Source organism: Chryseobacterium sp., assembly GCF_019236175.1.
Lineage (GTDB): Bacteria > Bacteroidota > Bacteroidia > Flavobacteriales > Weeksellaceae > Chryseobacterium.
The window spans coordinates 118,674-139,378 of the sequence record NZ_JAFAJM010000017.1 but is presented as its reverse complement, the minus strand read 5'-3'; the positions used below and the strand labels follow the sequence as shown (position 1 = coordinate 139,378).

The window sequence follows — 20,705 nt, the reverse complement described above, 5'->3', positions numbered from 1 at the left end:
AAGAACAGGAAGTGTTATATCATAATCTCTATTTTTACATTGATATTACCCCGCGTAGCTTTTGAATAAGGGCAGGTCTGATGAGCTATTTCAACAACCTCTTTTGCCTCACTGAGAATCATATCAGGTAAGTTTACCTGTAAATGAGCCTGCAGGAAAAAACCGTCATCATTGGTAGCCAGATCTATTACGGTATGTACCGAAAGGTTTGAAGGAAGAGAAATTCCAATGTTAGAAGCGCTCAAATGCATGGCCCCGATAAAACAAGCCGACCATCCTGCGGCTAATAACTGCTCCGGATTGGTTCCGTTGCCTTTCGAACCGGGCGGAGTGAGTTCAATATCCAGTCTGCCATCGTTGCTTTTGGCTTCTCCATCACGTCCTCCTGTTACCAGTACATTTCCTGAATAAAGTACTTTACGAATAGTTACTACTTCTGTATTTTCTACTTCTTGAATTTTGTCAGATTTCATTGTATTAAATTTTAGGTTAAATTTTACGATTCTTTCTTTTAAAGTTTTTTTCTTAATGCTCTGAATGCATCCCTGATTTCGGTAGTGAAAACCTGTGGCTGCTCCCATGCTGCAAAATGCCCTCCTTTTAGCGCTTTATGATAATAATATAAAGTAGGGTAAGCTTTTTTTGACCAGGTCTCAGGCGCCTGGTAAATCTCATGAGGAAATACTGAAATGGCAACCGGAACTTTAATATCTTTTGTTTTCTGAGCTTCAGCACTGAAATTATTGTTATTGTTTTCCCAATAGAAGCGTGATGAAGATGCTCCCGTGTTGGTGAACCAATAAAGGCTGATATCATCCAGTATGGCATCCCGGCCAATTACATTTTCAGGATGAAGGTCACTTTCACTCCATTCAGCAATCTTTTCATACAGAAATGCGGCTAATGCACTTGGAGAATCAGAGAGCAGATAGCCTGTAGTTTGCGGTCGGGTTACCATCATCGCCCCATAAGCAGCATTTCTGCCAAAGAAAGTACTGAGAGTTTGATAAGCCTGTGTTTCTGAAGCGGTAAGCCAGGATGGAGGAGGATCTCCGGCATTAATAGGTTTTACAAGTTCGGAAGGAATAGTAGCCGGCATAGTCAGGTGGATTCCCAGAAGACCCGAAGGAGCCTGTCTTGCCAATGCATCTGATATGACAGAGCCATGATCACCACCTTCAGAAACATATTGTTTGTAACCCAGTCGTTTTACCAGTACATCCCATGCCCTTGCAACGCGGTCAGGGTTCCATCCCTGTTCAGTAGGAATTTCCGAAAAACCATATCCCGGAATGGCCGGAATGATAACATCAAAAGCATCACCTGCCTTACCTCCGTATTTAACGGGATTTGTCAACGGATCTATGGTATTGATAAATTCTAAAGGAGAGCCAGGCCAGCCATGAGTGAGGATAATAGGTAAAGCATTGGATTCTTTTGAACGGACATGAATAAACTGAATGTCAATACCATCAATTTTTGTGATAAATTGTGGAAGGGCATTGAGCTTTTTTTCCAATTTTCGCCAGTCATAACCATTCCCCCAATAGCTGATAAGTTCTTTTAGTTGGGAAAGCTGAATTCCCTGAGAAGCATCCTTTACGGTCTCTTTGTCCGGAAAACGGGTTTCAGAAATACGTCTCTGAAGTTCATCAAGCTGTGATTGCGGAATATTGATATGGAAAGGCCTGATGCTGGTATCAGATTGTGCGGATAGAGTTTCCGGACGGTTTTTTTGTGCCTGGGTAATAACAGTAATACTTAAAGTAAAAGTTGCTGCTAAAAGAACTGTGGAAATTGTCGTTTTCATTGTTGTATTATTTAAATTAGTATTTGTTTTCTTTTGACAGGACAAAATTATGTTCAGGAAAGTAACGGATAAACTGAGAATAAGCTTAAGCGGTCATTTTTCGGAATGGAACAGACATTAGAACAGGTGAAAGATAACTGAGGAACCAGATTTCTTAAAAGTTGAAATAATGTATATGTTTTTTTTAGTTATCTGTGTTTTTTAAAAAAAAATGTATCGTATTGATTTGTTTTGTGTGAATGATTTAATATTTTTACCCCAGACTAATTAAAAAAATAATACCATGAAAAAATTAACGCGTAAAGAATTAAAGAAGACAATGGCCGGAGAAAAATTACTTCCCGGAACAGGGATAGGATTAGATCCTGTTGGACCGGTTTGCGGAGGATCACAGTGTCCTGATGACAATTACAGATGTTGTTATCATCCGGTTGGAAACTATTGTAGCACCCAAGCTTGCAGATAATATTCACCCTCCATTCGGAGGGTTTTTTATTGGGGGCAGACTTTATTCTTTTATAGCTGTATATTTCTTCCGCTTCTTTTTCTTATTATAATCTTCTTTTTTTAAACAGACAATAAAAAAAACCCGACAACAAACGACTACAAATGAATTTAAATAGTTTATAACCGGCTGCTTTTTGGAGAGATCACAATCTTTGCAACAGAGATTTGAGAAAAAAGTGAACGTCTCTTATCTGAATAATTAATCTTTAAAATCTAAACGTTATGTCACTAAGAAACAAAGTAACATTAATTGGTTACACAGGTAAAGAAGTTGAAATATTAAATTTCGACAACGGGAATCTAAAAGCAAGTGTATCTTTAGCTACCAGCGATCATTACACAAATGCTAAGGGAGAAAAAGTAGAAGAAACGCAATGGCACAATCTGATTGCTTTCGGGAAAGTTGCGGAAATCATGGAGAAATATGTACCTAAAGGAAAAGAAATTGCCATTGAAGGCAAACTTACCTACAGATCATATGATGATAAAGACGGAATGAAAAGATACATTACGGAAATTCGTGTAGATGAGATTCTGTTATTGGGCGGTAAATAATACTAAAAACACAAATGATGAAAGTAAAAGTTTTTAAAGTAAGGCTTCCTGAAGAATTTCTTTATAAGGATCAAAAAGTACTTGACGATTTTCTGGAAATGAATGAGATTATAAAAGTGGAAACCGCTTTTGTAAACGATGAATGCTATTGGTCTGTCATATTGTATTTTGAAGTGCTGAGTCTGGCGAAGAATACAGTAAAAGAACCAAAAGAGGTTAAATATTCTGCTGAAAATGATACTTTAAGTTTTGATGAAGAAAAGATCCTCGAAGCATTAAAGCTATGGAGATCTCTTAAGGCAAAGGAACAGAATCTGCCGACTTATTTTATTGCAAGCAATAAAGAACTGGTATCTGTGGCAAAGTATAAACCTGCTAAAAAAGAAGAACTGCTGGAGATCAAAGGTTTCGGAAAACATAAGATTGAAAATTATGGCGAAGAAATACTGGAAATTCTTGAAAGTGTCTGATTTTTTGAAATTAATGTGCAAATAAGAACGAGGAGCCGGAGAAGATTACTTTTTCGGCTTTTTATGCTGTGTAAAAGTCCTTGCAATTCCTTACTTTTGCAATACTTATCTGTATTATGATAATCTTTGAAAAGATTTAGTATCTGAACTTTTCTGTTTTCATGATTTATATTTTAGGATAGGTACAGACAATTAAATTATAATATCATCTATCAATTATACAATGAAGCCAAGTTTAGCAAAAGGGACGAGAGATTTTACAGCACAGGAAGTTTCCAGAAGAAAATATATTATCAATATTTTACAGAATAATTTTGAATTATTCGGATTTCAGCCATTGGAAACCCCAAGCTTTGAAAACCTTTCTACATTGACCGGAAAGTACGGAGAAGAAGGTGATCGTTTGATCTTTAAAATTTTAAATTCAAGTATCAACGAAGCCAGAGAAGATAAAAAAGAACAAATGCTTCATGATTTTCAAAGAGCATTAGAAAAACCTTTCAGTTCAGAAAATCTTACTGATAAAGCACTTCGTTATGACCTTACTGTGCCTTTTGCGAGATTTGTAGCCATGAATCACGGGAAACTGACCTTCCCGTTCAAACGTTCTCAGATCCAGCCGGTATGGAGAGCAGACAGACCACAGAGAGGAAGATTCAGAGAATTTTATCAGTGTGATGCAGATGTAGTAGGAAGCGAAAGTCTTCTTCAGGAAGTGGAGCTGGTTCAGTTATACTTAAAGTCTTTTGCAGATTTAGGAATTTCAGTAACCATTCACATGAATAACAGAAAAATCCTTTCCGGACTTGCTGAATATGCTGGGATCACAGATAAACTGATTGATTTTACCGTAGCTTTAGATAAACTTGACAAAATCGGAAGAGACGGCGTCGTGAAAGAACTCCTTGAAAGAGAAATTTCTCAGGAATCTATTGATAAACTTGATTTCCTGTTCAGTCAGTCAAATGATGCTCTGGAAAACCTTTTGCAGCTTAAAGAAAAATTTGATGGCAATGAAATCGGACTAAAGGGAGTGGAAGAACTGGAATTTGTTCTTACACAGTCTCTAAATCTTGGGGTTAATATGCAGAATCTGGTGTTTAATATCACGCTGGCAAGAGGATTGGATTATTATACCGGAGCCATTTTTGAGGTGAAAGCAGATGAAGTGGCGATGGGCTCTATCGGCGGAGGTGGAAGATATGACAACCTTACAGAAGTGTTTGGTGTTAAAAACATTCCTGGAATCGGAATATCATTCGGATTAGACAGAATTTATCTTGTAATGGAAGAATTGAACCTTTTCCCTGAAGAGGCTTCAGCAACTATACAATATCTGTTTGCTAATTTTGGAGGAGAAGAAACTACTGAAGCTTTGAAACTAATCATGCAGCTTAGAGCAAAAGGTATTTCTGCTGAACTTTATCCTGAAAGTGCCAAAATCAATAAACAGTTTACCTACGCTGAAAAGAAAGGTATTAAAAACCTTGTTTTCTTGGGCGAAGAAGAAATTAAAAACAATACGGTTACTTTTAAAAATCTCGAAGCTGGCGAACAGAAGACCATTTCTTTAGATGAATTTTTAGGGTAACAGATCCAATAAAATCGGATCCGGATATCGCACGGCCTTTTTGTAAGAGCTGGCTTTGGGAACCGCAGCAATTTCCAAAGATTCGGTTTTATCCGGAATTTATATCAGAAATATTCAACCACAAAAAATCCTTTTGTGGTTGATTTGCTTCAGTGATCATAAGTTTTGAGGCCTTTCATCTTTAAAATCGGTTTAGAATTTGTAATTTGGATCGATAATAAAACAGAGTAGAGCGATATTCTACTTTTATAAAAACTTTTAAACATAAAAACCAAATGAATACAGTTTGTGCATTGTGCGGAACTCCGCTTACCCCTACAGATATGCTTATCGGCAGAAATAAACTTGCTGACGGCGGTTATTTATGCACGGGATGCTTTAATAAAGCTATTCATATCAACAGAGACCTAATCAATACACTGGATCAGTATTATTTTGCAGAAATTACAGGAATGTTTCTTAAAAGTAAAATGGATGCCGGTTCAGCTACAGGAAGTAATCATTATCAATATGATGCCCCTACCAGACTTGATGAGATTAAAGATCAGATTGTTGCTCTTAATGCAAGATTGAGCGTTTTGGCGAATGAAGAAGTGAATGAACTGGATAAAGTGCTGGATGGAAATGAGAATCTTTTAGCGATCGCCGAATGTATATATCTTCAAAATAAAAGAGAGGGGATTATTTTTGCAACGCCCAGAAGAGTCGTATTTATTGATAAAAAGATTTTAGGCGGCATTGTCAGAAATGAATTTCCTCTTCAGGAAATTATTGCGATAGATCATGCCGAGAGTCTTTTGTATTCTGTCTTAAAAATCAGTATTAAAGGAGCTTTAGCCGAATTTAAACTGCACAACAAAAACGACGGAAGAGGCTTTACAAATATTCTAAACAGAAATTTCTCTTATCAAAATCAACCTAATGAGCCTTTAAGACAGGATACCAGGCCATTACAGGCATTTACTCAGGTTATTCCGGAACTTGTTGAAGAAAATGTTTTTACGACAGGTAAAGATAGCTCTGATACTATTTTTGAACAGTTAGAGAAATTAGGAAAGCTAAGAGAAAGCGGTATTTTGACAGAGGCTGAATTTGCAGAACAGAAAAAGAAGCTGTTGGATAAATTATAAAAAAAAGAAATGAGTAATACTTGTTCATTATGTAATGCAGAACTGACTTCTCTGGATACTCTTCTGGGAGAAAATAAACTTTCTGATAACGGTGTTTTGTGTAATAAATGCCTGGAAAAAGCGAGTACAGTCAATCAGGAGTTATTGTCTGATCTTCATCAGTTCAGTATTGATGATATTAAAGTCTTGTTACAGAAAGAAACAGTGCCGGTTCGGGACTTGATAAGGACAGAACAAAATCTCCCTATTGCCACATCATATTCACAAAATATTTCCGATGAGGAATATAAGCGAAGAAAGAGAAAAATAAAAAATGAACTTGAAAAGCTGAATGCTAATTTGTCTGTTTTTACGAAAGGTGAAATTAAAGAACTTCCTTATCTGATTTCCGAAGACGAAAAGATTATTGCAATTACAGATGCCCAATTTATTAATACACTGGATGCCGGAGTTTTGCTGGTTACCCCACTGAGGATGCTCTCTGTATCGAAAGCTATGTTTGGAAACGCAAAAATTAATGAATACCCGAATCTCTCGATTAAGGAAGTGAGTTTTGTTACCGATCCGAAATCACCGGTCATTAAAATTCATTTAGACGAAAGAACGGTAGAATTTGAATGTTATTATGATAAAGAAGATGCAGTAAAATTTTATGATATTATAAAGACGATTTACAATTCTTCTTCAATGCAGGCTCAGGAAAGAGCTGATACAGTGAAAAAAGTAGATCCGGCAGTAATTTTTGATCAGCTTGAAAAATTAGGAAAACTAAGAGAAAACGGAATTTTAACGGATACAGAATTTACAGAACAGAAGAAGAAATTATTGGCACAGCTTTCATAATAAATCAACTCAGTGTCATGAAACCAAAAGTGTCTGCAGAAATAATTGAAAACTGGCTGAAAGGATGGTCTTTATCAAGAGAACTGCCTTTTGCTGTCAAGTATAAATCCGGTTTAAAAGTAGAGGTTGGATATGAAAAACAAAAAGAACGCTACGTTTTTCCAGATCTTAATTTAGATTTTTTTCAACTGGCTGATTCAATTGAGGAAGCCTGGATCTATCTGAAAGTCTGTGCTGCTGCGGATCAGTTGACAGGAAAAATTCCCGAAAGATGGAAGCTACAGCCTCAGGGATATATGATGACCTGTTTTCATCCTATGAACTTTCCCAAACTCAACCTTCCCAAAGGGTACCGCGTAGAGTATTCACAAAAAGGATTCGTTTTTGAAGTGAAAATTATTGCTGAAAACGGAGAACAGGCTGCAATAGGTTATGTCGTGCTGACTGATGATCTTGCAGTATATGACCGCATTGTCACAGGAAAAAATCATCAACGGAAAGGTCTTGCTTCTTTTGTACTTAAAGAACTTGAGAAGATTGCTTTATCAAGAGGTTTTTTCAATAATTTTTTAGTAGCAACGGAAGTAGGAAAATTATTATATGAAAATTTAGGATGGAAAGTCTATAGTCTATATACTTCCATTGTTATTGAAAAATAATTTTCTTGTTGAAAAATATGAAGCAGAATTATTTGGTGAGCAGTTCAAAGAATTCATAAGGGCTCCGGATGGATATTTTTTTTAAAACGGGAGACGGTTTTAGGTCAGCTGGGAAGATTAAAAGAAAAGGGTGTTTTAAACAAAGACGAATTTAACGAACAGAAAAAAGCTTCTTAATCTTTTACGGTTAAAAGCAAAACAAAAAAATATGGAAAATTACTTAGAAATTAATAAAAACTCATGGAATGCCAAAGTTGAACCTCATCTGAAGTCAGATTTTTACTTTGTAGATGAATTTTTAAAAGGAAGAAACTCTTTAAATTCCATAGAAATGGAACTTTTAGGAGATATAAAAGATAAAACGATATTGCATTTACAATGTCATTTCGGACAGGATTCTATCTCGTTATCCAGAATGGGCGCTAAAGTGACCGGTATAGACTTATCCGATAAAGCTATTGAAGCCGGAAGAGATTTAGCACAGCAATGTGGTACTGATACAACATTTATTTGCTCAGATGTATATAACCTTCCCAATATTCTGGATCAGAAGTTTGATATTGTATTTACCAGTTACGGGACCATAGGCTGGCTTCCTGATCTTGAAAAATGGGCAGAGGTTATTCACCATTTTCTGAAACCAGGCGGGCGGTTTATCATGGCTGAGTTTCATCCTGTCGTATGGATGTTTGACGACGACTTTACAAAAGTAGCCTATAATTATTTTAATGAAAAGCCAATTGTAGAGACGTATGAAGGAACCTACGCCGATCAGTCTGCACCCATCGTCCAGAAATACGTCATGTGGAATCATTCTCTGGCAGAAGTATTGGATAATCTGATTAAAAAAGATCTTGAATTGGAGGCTTTTCAGGAATTTGACTGGTCTCCTTATCCATGTTTCAGACATGTGGAAGAATTTGAAAAAGGGAAGTGGAGAATCCCGCAGTTCGGAAATAAAATGCCATTAGTATATGCGTTGATTGCAAATAAAAAAGAAGACCTCTAAAGGATATTATATGGTAAACATCAAAAAAGTCATCGTTTATGGGACGATGACTTTTTCTATATATGAATGTTAAAAAAAACTACTTTTTGTTTTTTAGCTTAAAGAATCTTCAGCTTTTGTTTTTACCTCATCAACTTTATTCTGAACCTGGGAAGCAACATCATTTGCTTTATTTTTAAAGTCATTTCCCCATTTATTAAGATTATCTTTTGCCGTATTGATTTTATCTTTCACAGCCTGCTGATCTTCAGGACTTGAATTTTTATATTTCCAATAAGCTAATGCACCTAATCCTAGTAAAGCTAATAAGCCTTTTGCTTTGTTTCCCATGATTTCTATTTTTTTAAGATATTAATATTAAAATTTGTTATTAGTAAACATGTAAAATACGTGCCAAAAAAATAAATAGAATTATAAAAAAATGTTAAAATTAAGAAAAGGTTTCAAAATTTTCACCGTCAAAACTTGCAAAAACCATAGTGGGATAGGAATCCTGATGATACACATTGCCGTCTTTATCAATAGCGATAGCCCCTGCAAATCCATCAATGGTTTTAAGCTCATTAAATGTTTTATGAAAAGCTGTTTCAAGGCTCATCCCGTCTGTGACTCTTGTTACGATCTTGGCGGCTGTGGCATTGCTTACGATATCTTCACCTACACCGGTACAGCTTACTGCACAGAAAGCATTTGCATAATTTCCGGCTACGGTGGCTGAATCAGAAATTCTCCCCGGAATTTCAAATCCTTTTCCTCCGGTAGAGGTAGCAACTGCCAGGTTTTGATCTTTATCAATAGCAACACAGCCTACTGTTCCTTTTCCACCATTGGTAAGTTTGGCTTCGTATTCTTTTCTTCTCTGTGGGATTTCTGTAGAAAAGTTTTCAAAACCATGTTCTGTAGCATAGATCTTAGCTCCTTTGCCGCCTAAAACTCTGTCATCTTCCTTAATCAGGTCTTTTGCCACAAATACAGGGTTTTTTACATCCTGAATATTGATGACTCCACTTAACTTTTGAATATTTCCATCCATAATTGCGGCGCTCATCCGTATTACACCGTCACTCTGGATTTGAGAACCTATACCTGCATTATACAAAGGATCATCTTCCAAAAGAGAAACCGCATAAGCAACCGTATCAAAAGCAGAATGGGTCTGAAGATATTCGAATGCTTTTTGAGCAATACTTTTTAAGGATTCTTGTTTTGCTGTTTTTACCTCATGGCTTTGATCACTCTCTGAGAAAAAACCTCCGTGGATGATGATTTTCATAGTAAAGATGGGTTTCGTGTTTATTGACTTTGTATTTATTATTAATTACTAAGTCATAGTATTAAATAAGAAGAAAAGATATGAATAAAATTCATACCCTGTAATTGGGTGTTGAAAGATCTTTTTTAATTCAATTTCGGTTCTCAAAACGGGGCAGTTTTATACTTATTTATCCTGGGGTATGGGATTAAACTGTGAATTTTCAATAGTCAGTGTCTTTGTAGTAAGATCATAATGATCGTTCATAGACATGACATGAACGGTTAAGTTGTCAATTGAAATAGGTTCCCCGAGGTTGATATTCGTAAGGTTGGTGTCTTTAATAAATCTTCCGTCCACTAAAATGACAAGTCCGGATCCTACGGCAGTCATCACATCATTATGAATGTAAAGCCCCGTGTCTTCACCAAGCCCGATTCCCAAGGTTCTCGGATTATTTACTACAGCCTGGAAAAGACGCCCGATTCTGCCTCTTTGTACAAAATGAGTGTCAATAATCACGTTATCGATCAGCCCTAATCCCTGTGTCGTTTTAATTTCTCCTTTTAATAATGCTTCAGAACTGCTTCCCTGATAAATCATATTTTCCGAGGCTGCTGCTGCTCCCGCAGAAGTTCCGGAATAGATGAAATCCTGTTCCTGATATTTTAATAAAACGGTATCATGAAATCTTGTTCCACCGAGAATAGAAGTCAGTCTCAGCTGATCTCCTCCAGTAAACATCATCACATCAGCCGCATTGGCTCTTGCTACCATGGCATCGGAATTAGCTTCTTCACGGTTATGAATATCAAGAATGTTTACGTTTTTAGCTCCCAGGAACTCAAAGGCTTTTTTATATTCAGTACCTACAATCTGTGGAATCTGTGAAGCGGTAGTTACGATTTCGATTACAGAATCTTCCTTGTATTTTGATTCATTGATAATCTTTCGTAAGATTCCCCGCTCAAAAAAGTTAAGGTTCTTTTCGATATTCTGATCATAATCGGTTTCTGCAAAACTCCCTTTGTTTACAGCTCCTCCGATAACTATTAATTTTCCAACAGGTTTAGTCATGGTACAAAATTAAAAAATAATTAACATTAGTTGGCGAAATTCGTGCCATCTTTAATTGGTTTTTAGTGATTTAAGAATGTTAATTAAAATTAATTTTTTTTTAATAAATCTTTAAATGTGGTATAGTTTCGTTTAGGGTTTTACATTATCTTTGGCTATAAAAGGAGTTATTGTTAACTGTTTAAATGCCAATAGACTATGAAAATCGAAAAGATTCAGGCACTACGGGGTCCTAATATCTGGAGTATCAGAAGAAAGAAACTGATACAGATGAGGTTAGACCTTGAGGAAATGGAAAATTATCCTACCAATAAGATTGATGGATTCAGGGAAAGGATTGAAAAATTAATTCCATCACTATTCACTCACAGATGTTCAGAAGGAGTAGAGGGTGGTTTTTTCCATAGAGTGGAAACAGGCACCTGGATGGGGCATGTTATTGAACATATCGCTTTGGAAATCCAGACACTTGCCGGAATGGATGTTGGCTTCGGAAGAACCCGTGAGACCAAAACTCCCGGTGTATATAATGTTGTATTTAATTATATTGAAGAGAATGCCGGAATCTATGCGGCTGAAGAGGCTGTGAAAATTGCAGAAGCTTTAATTGCAGGAGCAGAATATGATCTGAATGCGTGTATTCACAGATTGAAAGAAATCAGGGAACGCGTGCGTCTCGGACCTTCTACAGGAAGTATCGTAGAGGAAGCAGCTTCTAGAAAAATACCATGGATAAGATTAGGAACCAATTCTCTGGTACAGCTTGGCTATGGTGTGAATCAGGAACGTTTCCAGGCAACGATTACAGGAAAAACCAGTTCTATTGCTGTAGACATCGCATGTAATAAAGAATTAACCAAGAAAATGCTTCATGACGGGGCAATTCCTGTTCCCATCGGCGATCTGGTGGTGGACGAGGAGGGGTTACAAGCCGTTATTAAAAAAATTGGATATCCTGTTGTTCTGAAACCTTTAGACGGGAATCATGGAAAAGGTTCGTCTATTAATGTGAACGATTGGGAAGTGGCCAAAACAGGATTAGATCATGCTCAGAAGTATTCCAGGAAGGTAATTGTTGAGAAATATATTACAGGATATGATTTCAGAGTCTTGGTGATTGATAATAAAATGGTTGCAGCAGCAAGAAGAGTTCCTGCTCATGTAGTGGGTGATGGTGAACTGAATCTTCAGCAACTTATTGAAAAGGAAAATAAGGATCCGAGAAGAGGATATGGACATGAGAATGTTCTTACTGAAATTGAAGTGGATAAGGATACTTTAGAATTACTGGATAAACTTCAATATACCCTTGAAACTGTACCCCAAAGAGGAGAAGTGGTATATCTGAAATCAACAGCAAACCTTTCAACCGGCGGAACTTCAATAGATGTTACGGACATGGTGCATCCGGAAAATATTACCATGGCAGAGAGGATTTCAAAAATTATCGGGCTGGATGTTTGTGGTATTGATATTATGGCTGAAAATCTGACACAGCCTTTAAAAGAAAGTGGTGGTGCCATTATAGAAGTTAATGCGGCTCCCGGATTCAGAATGCATTTGGCGCCAAGTGAAGGGTTGCCCAGAAATGTAGCTGCCCCAGTGGTTGATATGCTTTATCCGCAAGGAAGACCGTTTACAATTCCGATTATTGCTGTAACGGGAACCAATGGAAAGACAACCACAACAAGACTGATCTCCCATATTGTTAAAAGTAATGGATACAGAGTAGGATTCACTACTTCGGACGGTATCTATATCCAAAATACAATGTTATCGAAAGGGGATACTACAGGACCGCTTTCTGCAGAATTTATTCTGAAGGATCCTACCGTAGAATTTGCTGTTCTTGAAACAGCGAGAGGCGGTATTCTACGTTCCGGATTAGGATTTTCACAATGTGATATCGGTGTTTTAACCAATATTGAAGAAGATCATTTGGGAATGAATGATATTCATACATTAAAAGATCTTACCAAAGTAAAAAGAGTAGTGCTGGACAGTGTAAAGAAGAATGGCTGGAGTGTTTTAAATGCCGATAATGAATATTCTATGAAGATTGTGAACGATCTTGATTGTAATGTCGCGATTTTCAGTATGGATGAGAACAATCCTCACGTTGTGAAATTTGCAAAAGAAGGAAAAATTACCTGTGTATATGAAGAAGGTTTTGTAACCATCAAAAAAGGTGACTGGAAGATAAGAATAGGGAAAGCAAAAGATTTCCCGATCACCATGGAAGGTAAAGCCAGATTTATGATTGAAAATATACTGGCGGCGAGTCTTGCAAGTTACCTTCACGGGTTTGGTATTGAGGATATTTCCAATTCTTTAAGAACATTTATTCCAAGTGCACAACTGACACCGGGAAGGCTGAATGTTTTTAAATTTAAAAACTTTAAAGTGCTGATTGACTTTGCTCATAATCCATCCGGATATGAGGCAATTGAAGATTACCTGAAGAATATTGAATCTACAAAGAAAATAGGAATTATTTCCGGCGTTGGCGACAGAAGAGATAATGATATTAAAGAATGCGGAAAAATTGCAGGAAGAATGTTTGACTACATTATTATCCGGAATGAAAAACATCTGCGAGGAAGAACGGAGGACGAAATAAACGGTTTAATCATAGACGGAATCAATGAAGCCGGTAAAGAGGTGAGCTACGAAATTATTCCTAAAGAAATTGAAGCTTTAAAACATGCAATAGGAATGGCTGAGGAAGGTACTTTTATTACCGCTTTAAGTGATGTGATTTCTAATGCTATTGAGCTGGTTCAGGAATATCAGGCAAGAGAACTGCTTGAAGATGATAGAATATAAACAGACTAACGAGGAATTTCCTTTAATGAATAAAAAGATGGTGACTGAGATTTTCAAGGTCGCCATTTTTTATAGGTTTTCCCAGGTTTTTCTTATTTCTATCATTTTCATCAGATAGAAAAGTAAAGGAACCAGCTCCAATCTGATGTTAAAACTAACAGAAGGAAATGTAAAAGGAGCAATAATCATCATGAAGATGCAGATTAGAATACCTGAAACAGCATCAATGATTCCGACCTTTGGTCCCCATTTCTGCTCAAACCAGAGTCCATAGGAGACAATACCTTTGAAAATAAATAAAAAGCAGATGAAGAGCCCGGCTGCTGAATAAGGATGATCTGCCCTGATTCCGTATAGGGATAAAGAAGAATTGGTGATTAAGAAGCCTGTTAACAATAAAATTACACCTGCTGTTCCGCCTATTAAAAAGAACCATAGGAAAATTTTAATCCATAATGGTAATAAGCTTCGCCTCCGTACAATATTATTTTTTGTATCAAACTCGTCAAAATTTGATTTTTCTTCCATTGTATTTTAATTATGATTACCCGAAAAAAGCATTGGAACTTCCGATCCAGATTGCATCCTTTTTGTTAAAGTCTACATTTACCATCGCCGCTTTAGTCATTCTTCCCAGATTCTCAAGCAGGATAGGGCGTTTATCCTCTTCTCTCCAGATATAGAGTAAACGGATTTCTGCTTTTGAAAAATCTCCGTTAATGTCTTTACATATTGGTTCGTAATGTACTTTTCTCTGCAAAATATAATTTTCTTTATCCGTAATAGCCTCTGTAATATCCCGGGTAGGGCTTAAATTAACTCCGTTTCCTGCAAAGGAAAATAAAGGTTTTAATACAAAATCTTCAAGGTTTTCATGATCCGGAAATTCATGCAGAAAATAACTCTTAGGAACATACTGATGCTTTAATAGCGGAAGAAGGAACTTAGATATTTTAAAAAACCAGTTGGGATGGGTTATCCATTTTACATCTGCTTCTTCACGGAAGTTAAACTCAGTACTGAGTCCGGAAATATGATCAAGCTCGTCAAAGATAACACGGTTATAGATTCTTTTGATTTCAACGCGCTTTCCGTTATTCTCATAAAAGAGCTTCTTGCCTTCTTTTTTTACCTTGGTTAAGCATACTGTTTTAATACCCAATAATCGTTCTGTTAATGCAAAATCTATTGCTGTCTTTTGGTTTTCAGGGAAAATTTCAAGTAAAATAACATTCTCAGGGTTTTCATCGCCAACAATCAAATCTTTTAAATAATTTTTAAAAGTTTCATGAGGCATTGGATTCCTGATCTCTGCAAGAAAAGGATAGACTTCACAAAATGTGTCTTCGAAAGTTTTTTGAAATGCATACAGTGAAGGGAAAGCCTGTAATTCGATTAATTGTGGTTCTATTTCTCCGTTTTCACTTTTACATACTCCGAAATCTATGGTAAAGAAATGAGGCTTATCTGTGTCATTAGGCACTCTGCAGTTCTCAGGGATTGCTTTTTGGAAAAGCGGTGCAGGAAGTTTGCTGATCTGGCTGATAATGCTTTCACTGGCATTAAGAAGTTTAGCTTCAAATTCTTTAGTCAGTATAATGGGGCTTTCTGAAATCCTGAAAGCAGGTGCAATACCACTTTTTTGCTGCAAAATATCTTTAACCTTCTGGTATTTTTCTTCAGAGAATTCCCGGTTAAATTGTTGTCTGTATTTTGAGATCATATTTTTTCTTTTGTGGTGTTAAAAAATCGAACACTGCTGTCCGATTGTTATAGTAAGGAAACTGGAAGAGATAGGTTACTGAGGATCCTAATAAAAATTTAAATCCAGTAATGCCTGAATCTGAATTTAAGGAGCTCGGAAGCTTTTGGGATTAATAATGACTTCCATTCTTCTTTCGTCTGCTTTCTGTATTTAGGCCAAAGATTCGCTTTTCTTTATAATATGTTGTTTGGCAAACTGAAGGAATCTTGGAAGGATCTCATTTCGGGTCAGAATAATTTTGTCATCATCGTCTATCCTGTCCATGGTTTCAAGGTATTTTTCCATTCCGAAATTTTCGATCATCGCTTCTTTATTTTTCTCATCCTTAAGGTTTTCAATTAAAGCTTCGGGGCTGGCTTCGGGATGAAACTGGGTACCAAAGATCTCTTCAGAAAATCTCACGGCCATAATCGCTCTTTCCAGATTGATGTGCGGACGGAATTTCTCAATAGCTACGATTTCCATTCCCAGTCTTTCAAGCTGGGTATGATCAGGTTCAATGAACTGATATGCTCTGGAATCTACTGCATAAAAAGGATCCGGAAGGTTTTTAAATAAGAATTCATCTCTGCCTTCTTTGGTCTTATGAACCGGCATTACGCCAAAAGAATAGGATTTTCTTTTGTTAATATTTCCAAGCTTCCAATGAATACTTGCCAGTTGGAATGAATGACAGATCAGAAACAGATATTTTTTATCTTCATTATTTTTGTTGTGTTCAAAAACAGAATCTAAGAAATGGGCGAATCTGTTTTCCCATTCAAGGCCTTCTCTGTGGGGGTCACCCGGACCGCCTGAGGAAATAAAAATATCAAAGCCTCCGATTTCAGGTATTTCATTTTTAAACCTTACATCAAATGTCCGGATAGCTACATTTTCTTCAGAACTCTGCCGGAATGCCTCAGAAATTTCTTTAATGTTTCTGAAGCCCTGATTGACATGGTTATTATTCATATCTAACAGAGCAATTCGAATATCTTTCATTACATCATATTTTTTGTAAAGTTATCAAAATATTATGAAGCAGGTTCGCCATGGGTGATGCCGTATTCAGTTTCTGAGATCATATAATCTACCACTTTTGTCAGATCACCGGTTTCTTTGAATATTTGAAGCTGTCGGTCTGCACCTGTCCCGTTTTCCAGAATTTTCCAGGCATATTCCACTTCTTTTCTGCACCCCAAATCGTCTACCACATCATCAATAAACTCTAAAAGCTCTTTCAGTAAATGTGGATAAGGAACAGATTCTTCTTTTCCGAAATCAATCAGATGAGCTTCGATACCGCTTTTGGAAGCCCGCCATTTATTTTCATTCAGTAGCAGTCGTCTGTAACTTCTGAAACTTAAATTTTGCCGGTGGAGTTTGTAGATTTTAGCCACCAGACTCTGCATAATAGCAGCAAGACAAACTGTTTCATCAATTCTTAACGGCATATCGCAAATCCTGAATTCGATGGTAGGATAAAACGGATGAACTCTCAAATCCCACCATATTTTTTTTGCATTATCAATTGTTCCTGTTTTTATCAGAAGATCTACGTAACTGTCGAATTCAGCCAGAGAATTGAAATAACTGGGAATACCGGTTCTTGGAAATTTTACGAAAATTTCCTGTCTGTAAGATTTAAAGCCGGTATTCCGTCCGATCCAGAAAGGTGAATTGGTGGAAAGAGCATAGACATGAGGCAGGAAATAACGCATTACATTCTGAATCCTGACACCCTCTTCACGGTTAGGAATGCCAATATGAACGTGAAGTCCGAAAATAAGATTTTCACGGGCAACATCTCCCATATCATCAATAATTTTAATATATCTTTCTCCCTGGGTAATATTGTTGGCTGACCAGTGAGAAAACGGATGTGTTCCGCCCCCGGAAACACGTAGTCCCTGTTCATGGGCAATATTAATGAGGTGTCGCCTTAAACCCGTTAATTCAGCTCTTGCTTCCTGAATATTCTGACAGATTCCCGTTTCCATTTCAATCATGGATTCGTGCATTTCGTGTTTCAGGTTTTCACTTAAAACCGCTTTGCCGCCTTCAATGATTTTTGAAACGTGAGAAATCAGATCCCTGCTTTCAACATCAATGATCTGATATTCTTCTTCGATTCCGATAGTAAACTGATGATGCATTGTATTGTGTTTTTTATTTTTTCAATATTATTTGATGGAATCCTTCACAAAAGTTCCCCATGTGATATTAGGTTTTCCGGGAATGTATTCTTTTGCTTTTTCCACGGCCAGCTTTGCTGCATGTTCTATGATCCATGCAAAGTTTTCTTCCCCTACGGAATTTCTGTCTGCATCAGGTGCCGGATTGCAAAAATCTATAGCATAAGGAATTCCGTCTCTTACCGCAAATTCTACTGTATTGAAATCATAACCTAATGCCTCATTCATTTTGATCGTATAATCATGAATAGTTTTTAACAGCTTTTCCCGTTCAGCTCCTTGTGTCTGATGAGTAGTTGCATATCTCAGGTGAGGCTCATTTCTGGGCTCATAAGGCATAATATGAACATACTTGCGTCCCAGGCAATACACTCTATAGTAATCATCAAAAACGATCTCTTCCTGAACCATCATGACGAGTTGTTCCGTTTCTCCCAGTTTATTCCATAAATCATCGGGGTTTTCCACCCTGTATACGTTTTTCCAGCCACCTCCGTCATGAGGTTTCATATAAGCAGGAAATCCGATATAACCGAATATATATTCCCAGTCATGAGGGAAGGTTAAATTTCTGAATGAAGTTTCCGAAGTATTGGATGGCCTTTCATGAGAAGGTAAGAGAACAGTTTTCGGAAGAGGGATTCCAAGCTTTGTCATCAGGGCATTATTGAAAAATTTCTCATCTGCACTCCACCAGAACGGATTATTGATTACATAGGTGCCATTCAGTGCCGCATTTTTCAGATAGGCTCTGTAAAAAGGGACATCCTGTGAAATTCTGTCGATGATCACGGCATAACCGTAATCAGCGCCTTGCTCCAACTTATCAATGGTTACGGGTTCGGCGATGATTTCTCCATTACCAAGCTCATTTACCCTGTCTATGAATGCCCAGGGAAATGTATCTTCCATGCCGAATAGAATGCCTACTTTTTTTGTCATAATTTTTGTTTTTAATGGGTGTATATTTTTATTTTCAAAGAACCTTGGCGTTTAAAAAGATGAGATTAAAAATAGGGTTTAGGAAAAATAAGTTCCTATAAAGATGGGAAAAACCATTCTCCACAACGGCCAGTCATGGCCTATCCATCTTCTTTCATCATACCAGAAATTTATTCCTTTTATGTTTAAAATTTCTGCCATTTCAATATTCTTATCTTTACAGATATCCTGATCTGAAGTACTCAGTACAATGTGCATGTGTTTATATTTCCAGGCTTCATCACTTCTTACAAATTCCCTGGGACAGTTAAAGTACACCAGGTCGTCAGAATAACCATTCATGAAATTCCTTATACTGAAAGCACCTGAAAGGCAAAACAGATGGGAGACAACATCGGGAAATCTGAAGGCGAAATTAGCTGCATGATAGCCTCCGAAACTCGCACCCGCTACAGCAACACGGTGGGTTTTATGAAGCTTCTGAATATAAGGAATAAATTCTTTAATCAGAAACTGTATATACCGTTCATAATTTCTTATTCTCTGTTGCGGAGAAATTTTTTCATCATAAAAGCTCCAGCTGTCAATAGTCTGAATATTATAAAGTTTTACCTTTCCCTGTTCTACAAACCAGTTGATGCTTCCGTTAAGATGAAAATCATGATTTTGGGTATACAGCCCCTGAGAAGTAGGGAACATAATGATTGGATACCCATAGTGTCCCGTGACTTCCACGTTCAGGCTTGTGCCGAGTATATTGGAATAATACTCTGTGTGTTCTATATGAGGCATTGACTAATCTTCTTTAATAATGATTATATGGTAAGGGTTCAGCTTCGTACTTTCGGGGGTAAAATGTTAAGCATTTCTGCCTGGATTTTTTCCGCCGCAGTGTCCAGCCTTTCCTGAATAATATCAGCATCGTTGGATTTGTAAACAATTCCAATATGATATTCAATAGGAAGAAATTTAACGACTTCCGCAGATTCCAGTTGACTGTAATCAGGATTTTTATCTTTGATCAAGGCTATGATAAGCCCTGAATAATATCCGGTAGGAGGGAGAACCGTATAGTTTTTACCTCTTAAAAGAGCATCTTCAATCTTAGCCCATTCCCGCCAGATATTAATACTGCTTGAAGCTTCTACCAGATCCGGGATATGTGCGCCACCAACTCTGGAAGAGGTTTCAAGAAAATACCATTTTCCATCCTCCTTTCCTTTGATGAATTCTGTATGAGTAGCGCCATTCACAAGTCCGAAATGAGACAGTACTTTGGCATTGATTTCTTGGAGTGCCTTAAAATCATCAGAATACCGGCCCAGTGTTTTGGATCTGAATACCCCGCCTTCATGAGAAACCTGCATAGGGGGAGCAAGGTATTTGGAGGCTGAGGTAAATACCGTTTCTTTATTAAAAGTAAGGCTGTCTACATGAAAAACATCTCCCGGTTTAAAACTTTCCAGTAAAAAGAGATGACGCTCTTCACCCAGAGCATTCAAAGCTTCATGAAGCTCTTCTCTCGAAATTATTTTTTTAATTCCTGATGCAGATGCTTCCGACCGGGGTTTTAACACCCATGGAGCAGGAACTCTGTATGTAAAATTATTCACCTCATCATCATTGAAGACGGCTGTAAACTCAGGAACGTTAATCCCCGAATCTTTTGCTTTCTGACGCATGGCCAGTTTATCCCTGAAATAGCGGTGAGTGGTCTGTCCCATTCCGGGAATCCGGAATGTTTCTCTGATCAGAGCAGCTTTTTCTACATCATAATCATCGAGGGCTACTACTGCATCCACTTTCCTGGTTTTCATCAAATGTGAAAACCCCTGAATCAGATGTTCCAGATTCCAGACCGAAGGCTTTAATTCCGGCATATAAAAAACCTCATCAATGGCATGCCACGGCCAGTTTTTTTCCTTGAGATTTTCTGATGTAACCAGGATAATTTTATTACCGAGCTTCTTCATTTCATCCATGAAATCGTAGCCCTTGTAATAACATGAAATGCATACAATAGTTTTCTCCTCCATATAATGTTTTTTAAGGTTTAGTGAATTTTCAAAAATAAAAGCAATTCTTTGTTGTT

The 20,705-nt window shown here is 37.1% G+C and carries 21 protein-coding genes; 9 read left to right on the top strand and 12 right to left on the bottom strand.

Features of this window, described 5'->3' with window-relative positions; all coding sequences use genetic code 11:
* Positions 1–14: 14 nt before the first annotated feature.
* Both JO178_RS15405 and JO178_RS15400 read right to left on the bottom strand, forming a co-directional pair.
* Entirely contained in the window at positions 15–473 is a 459-nt protein-coding gene (locus tag JO178_RS15405) for an organic hydroperoxide resistance protein (RefSeq protein ID WP_291937826.1), read from the bottom strand.
* Positions 474–511: 38 nt separating this feature from the next.
* Positions 512–1,810, bottom strand: a complete 1,299-nt coding sequence (locus JO178_RS15400) for an epoxide hydrolase (RefSeq protein WP_291937823.1) — start codon at positions 1,808–1,810, stop codon at positions 512–514.
* Between the two features lie 283 nt (positions 1,811–2,093).
* Between JO178_RS15400 and JO178_RS15395 the strand changes: the two genes are divergently transcribed.
* The 8 genes from JO178_RS15395 (at position 2,094) to JO178_RS15360 (ending at position 8,574) form a co-directional block, all read left to right on the top strand.
* Positions 2,094–2,276: a hypothetical protein gene (locus JO178_RS15395; RefSeq protein WP_291937819.1), complete on the top strand. Its 183-nt coding sequence runs from the start codon at positions 2,094–2,096 to the stop codon at positions 2,274–2,276.
* A gap of 263 nt (positions 2,277–2,539) precedes the next feature.
* The gene (gene ssb, locus JO178_RS15390; protein WP_291937815.1) at positions 2,540–2,872 is read left to right on the top strand and encodes a single-stranded DNA-binding protein; all 333 of its coding nucleotides are present in this window, start codon (positions 2,540–2,542) and stop codon (positions 2,870–2,872) included.
* Positions 2,873–2,889: 17 nt separating this feature from the next.
* Positions 2,890–3,342 carry an HRDC domain-containing protein gene (locus tag JO178_RS15385; RefSeq protein WP_291937811.1) on the top strand — a complete coding sequence of 151 codons (453 nt, stop codon included), beginning with the start codon at positions 2,890–2,892 and terminating at the stop codon, positions 3,340–3,342.
* A gap of 223 nt (positions 3,343–3,565) precedes the next feature.
* The gene (hisS, locus tag JO178_RS15380) at positions 3,566–4,933 is read left to right on the top strand and encodes a histidine--tRNA ligase (RefSeq protein WP_291937808.1); all 1,368 of its coding nucleotides are present in this window, start codon (positions 3,566–3,568) and stop codon (positions 4,931–4,933) included.
* Between the two features lie 275 nt (positions 4,934–5,208).
* The gene (locus JO178_RS15375) at positions 5,209–6,063 is read left to right on the top strand and encodes an SHOCT domain-containing protein (protein ID WP_291937805.1); all 855 of its coding nucleotides are present in this window, start codon (positions 5,209–5,211) and stop codon (positions 6,061–6,063) included.
* Positions 6,064–6,072: 9 nt separating this feature from the next.
* Entirely contained in the window at positions 6,073–6,906 is an 834-nt protein-coding gene (locus JO178_RS15370; protein ID WP_291937802.1) for a PH domain-containing protein, read from the top strand.
* Positions 6,907–6,923: 17 nt separating this feature from the next.
* Positions 6,924–7,565 carry a GNAT family N-acetyltransferase gene (locus JO178_RS15365; RefSeq protein ID WP_291937799.1) on the top strand — a complete coding sequence of 214 codons (642 nt, stop codon included), beginning with the start codon at positions 6,924–6,926 and terminating at the stop codon, positions 7,563–7,565.
* Positions 7,566–7,773: 208 nt separating this feature from the next.
* The gene (locus JO178_RS15360; protein ID WP_291937796.1) at positions 7,774–8,574 is read left to right on the top strand and encodes a class I SAM-dependent methyltransferase; all 801 of its coding nucleotides are present in this window, start codon (positions 7,774–7,776) and stop codon (positions 8,572–8,574) included.
* Positions 8,575–8,667: 93 nt separating this feature from the next.
* Here the strand turns inward: JO178_RS15360 and JO178_RS15355 are convergent, their stop codons facing one another.
* From JO178_RS15355 to JO178_RS15345, 3 genes are all read right to left on the bottom strand, one after another.
* On the bottom strand, positions 8,668–8,904 hold the full coding sequence (locus JO178_RS15355; RefSeq protein WP_291937794.1) for a YtxH domain-containing protein: 237 nt from the start codon (positions 8,902–8,904) through the stop codon (positions 8,668–8,670).
* Positions 8,905–9,004: 100 nt separating this feature from the next.
* Positions 9,005–9,847, bottom strand: a complete 843-nt coding sequence (locus JO178_RS15350) for an isoaspartyl peptidase/L-asparaginase (protein ID WP_291937791.1) — start codon at positions 9,845–9,847, stop codon at positions 9,005–9,007.
* A gap of 165 nt (positions 9,848–10,012) precedes the next feature.
* A complete protein-coding gene (locus tag JO178_RS15345) occupies positions 10,013–10,903 on the bottom strand; it encodes a cyanophycinase (RefSeq protein ID WP_291937788.1) in 891 nt (296 codons plus the stop codon).
* A gap of 198 nt (positions 10,904–11,101) precedes the next feature.
* On the opposite strand from JO178_RS15345, the gene cphA reads away from it, so the two are divergent.
* Positions 11,102–13,729 carry a cyanophycin synthetase gene (cphA, locus tag JO178_RS15340; protein ID WP_291937786.1) on the top strand — a complete coding sequence of 876 codons (2,628 nt, stop codon included), beginning with the start codon at positions 11,102–11,104 and terminating at the stop codon, positions 13,727–13,729.
* Between the two features lie 69 nt (positions 13,730–13,798).
* Here cphA and JO178_RS15335 read toward each other — a convergent pair whose 3' ends face one another.
* The 7 genes from JO178_RS15335 to JO178_RS15305 form a co-directional block, all read right to left on the bottom strand.
* Complete coding sequence (locus JO178_RS15335) at positions 13,799–14,257, bottom strand: hypothetical protein (RefSeq protein WP_291937783.1); 459 nt, start codon at positions 14,255–14,257, stop codon at positions 13,799–13,801.
* 16 nt (positions 14,258–14,273) lie between these two features.
* Positions 14,274–15,452: a hypothetical protein gene (locus JO178_RS15330; RefSeq protein WP_291937780.1), complete on the bottom strand. Its 1,179-nt coding sequence runs from the start codon at positions 15,450–15,452 to the stop codon at positions 14,274–14,276.
* Between the two features lie 192 nt (positions 15,453–15,644).
* Positions 15,645–16,478, bottom strand: a complete 834-nt coding sequence (locus tag JO178_RS15325; RefSeq protein ID WP_291937775.1) for a GMP synthase — start codon at positions 16,476–16,478, stop codon at positions 15,645–15,647.
* A 32-nt stretch (positions 16,479–16,510) separates the two neighbouring features.
* Entirely contained in the window at positions 16,511–17,632 is a 1,122-nt protein-coding gene (locus JO178_RS15320; protein WP_291937773.1) for a carboxylate-amine ligase, read from the bottom strand.
* Positions 17,633–17,659: 27 nt separating this feature from the next.
* Complete coding sequence (locus JO178_RS15315; RefSeq protein ID WP_291937770.1) at positions 17,660–18,613, bottom strand: hypothetical protein; 954 nt, start codon at positions 18,611–18,613, stop codon at positions 17,660–17,662.
* Positions 18,614–18,691: 78 nt separating this feature from the next.
* Positions 18,692–19,405: an alpha/beta hydrolase-fold protein gene (locus tag JO178_RS15310; protein WP_291937767.1), complete on the bottom strand. Its 714-nt coding sequence runs from the start codon at positions 19,403–19,405 to the stop codon at positions 18,692–18,694.
* Between the two features lie 38 nt (positions 19,406–19,443).
* Positions 19,444–20,649: an ATP-grasp domain-containing protein gene (locus JO178_RS15305; protein WP_291937764.1), complete on the bottom strand. Its 1,206-nt coding sequence runs from the start codon at positions 20,647–20,649 to the stop codon at positions 19,444–19,446.
* Positions 20,650–20,705: the final 56 nt, after the last annotated feature.

What these genes read in the sequence shown, in the direction of transcription:
- JO178_RS15405 (WP_291937826.1), bottom strand. Translation starts at nt 473, where the DNA reads ATGAAATCTGACAAAATTCAAGAAGTAGAAAATACAGAAGTAGTAACT.
- JO178_RS15400 (WP_291937823.1), bottom strand. Translation starts at nt 1,810, where the DNA reads ATGAAAACGACAATTTCCACAGTTCTTTTAGCAGCAACTTTTACTTTA.
- JO178_RS15395 (WP_291937819.1), top strand. Translation starts at nt 2,094, where the DNA reads ATGAAAAAATTAACGCGTAAAGAATTAAAGAAGACAATGGCCGGAGAA.
- ssb (WP_291937815.1), top strand. Translation starts at nt 2,540, where the DNA reads ATGTCACTAAGAAACAAAGTAACATTAATTGGTTACACAGGTAAAGAA.
- JO178_RS15385 (WP_291937811.1), top strand. Translation starts at nt 2,890, where the DNA reads ATGAAAGTAAAAGTTTTTAAAGTAAGGCTTCCTGAAGAATTTCTTTAT.
- hisS (WP_291937808.1), top strand. Translation starts at nt 3,566, where the DNA reads ATGAAGCCAAGTTTAGCAAAAGGGACGAGAGATTTTACAGCACAGGAA.
- JO178_RS15375 (WP_291937805.1), top strand. Translation starts at nt 5,209, where the DNA reads ATGAATACAGTTTGTGCATTGTGCGGAACTCCGCTTACCCCTACAGAT.
- JO178_RS15370 (WP_291937802.1), top strand. Translation starts at nt 6,073, where the DNA reads ATGAGTAATACTTGTTCATTATGTAATGCAGAACTGACTTCTCTGGAT.
- JO178_RS15365 (WP_291937799.1), top strand. Translation starts at nt 6,924, where the DNA reads ATGAAACCAAAAGTGTCTGCAGAAATAATTGAAAACTGGCTGAAAGGA.
- JO178_RS15360 (WP_291937796.1), top strand. Translation starts at nt 7,774, where the DNA reads ATGGAAAATTACTTAGAAATTAATAAAAACTCATGGAATGCCAAAGTT.
- JO178_RS15355 (WP_291937794.1), bottom strand. Translation starts at nt 8,904, where the DNA reads ATGGGAAACAAAGCAAAAGGCTTATTAGCTTTACTAGGATTAGGTGCA.
- JO178_RS15350 (WP_291937791.1), bottom strand. Translation starts at nt 9,847, where the DNA reads ATGAAAATCATCATCCACGGAGGTTTTTTCTCAGAGAGTGATCAAAGC.
- JO178_RS15345 (WP_291937788.1), bottom strand. Translation starts at nt 10,903, where the DNA reads ATGACTAAACCTGTTGGAAAATTAATAGTTATCGGAGGAGCTGTAAAC.
- cphA (WP_291937786.1), top strand. Translation starts at nt 11,102, where the DNA reads ATGAAAATCGAAAAGATTCAGGCACTACGGGGTCCTAATATCTGGAGT.
- JO178_RS15335 (WP_291937783.1), bottom strand. Translation starts at nt 14,257, where the DNA reads ATGGAAGAAAAATCAAATTTTGACGAGTTTGATACAAAAAATAATATT.
- JO178_RS15330 (WP_291937780.1), bottom strand. Translation starts at nt 15,452, where the DNA reads ATGATCTCAAAATACAGACAACAATTTAACCGGGAATTCTCTGAAGAA.
- JO178_RS15325 (WP_291937775.1), bottom strand. Translation starts at nt 16,478, where the DNA reads ATGAAAGATATTCGAATTGCTCTGTTAGATATGAATAATAACCATGTC.
- JO178_RS15320 (WP_291937773.1), bottom strand. Translation starts at nt 17,632, where the DNA reads ATGCATCATCAGTTTACTATCGGAATCGAAGAAGAATATCAGATCATT.
- JO178_RS15315 (WP_291937770.1), bottom strand. Translation starts at nt 18,613, where the DNA reads ATGACAAAAAAAGTAGGCATTCTATTCGGCATGGAAGATACATTTCCC.
- JO178_RS15310 (WP_291937767.1), bottom strand. Translation starts at nt 19,405, where the DNA reads ATGCCTCATATAGAACACACAGAGTATTATTCCAATATACTCGGCACA.
- JO178_RS15305 (WP_291937764.1), bottom strand. Translation starts at nt 20,649, where the DNA reads ATGGAGGAGAAAACTATTGTATGCATTTCATGTTATTACAAGGGCTAC.